Source organism: Bartonella sp. AD328YNZD (genome assembly GCF_042196425.1).
In genome coordinates this window covers 1-535 of sequence record NZ_JBHIQG010000873.1, presented here as the reverse complement: position 1 = coordinate 535, position 535 = coordinate 1, and the positions used below count along the sequence as shown (strand labels likewise).

Here is a 535-nt window from a genome sequence, read left to right as displayed (position 1 = left end):
CTGATGTTAGGACCACATCTTTTTTATGTGGACTGGCTGAATTTCCAATCCTTTGAGGAAGAGTTTTCTGCTTCATGGGTTTGCCTAGAGCGTTTTGGTGAGGCTCCCGGTTTGCAATTTACCGGTTATGGCAATGATGCCAAAACCATCCATGGGGTGTTGTTTCCAGAAGAGTTTGGGGATCGGGTAGCCATTGATGCTATCACCAGAACCATTCGTGCTGCCAAGCCCGTTCAGATGATCCGTTGGATGAGTGACAATGGCTATAGCGCCATTCTCCATGGATCAGTGGTAATCACCAGTGTCACGAAAGATCACGACTATATTAGTCGCTCTGGTCAATCGGGGCGCATTCGCTATGCCATTAGCTTGTTACCGTTTTTCGATGGAGGAAAACCACAAGGTCAATATCAGGTGGGACAATACCAAGAGGGATATGGTCAATATTCCCAAGGAGGAGAAACGCCATGAAGATACCAGAAAAGCACTTCGTGGTAGAGCTAGAAGATATGAGTCTCGATCTGATCTGCTTTCA

The 535-nt window shown here is 46.5% G+C and carries 1 protein-coding gene; it reads left to right on the top strand.

Annotated elements, in window-relative coordinates; all coding sequences use genetic code 11:
• A partial coding sequence (locus ACFIO3_RS15525; RefSeq protein WP_375615517.1) for a phage tail protein occupies window positions 1–471 on the top strand: 471 nt, incomplete at its 5' end.
• Between the last annotated feature and the right edge of the window lie 64 nt (window positions 472–535).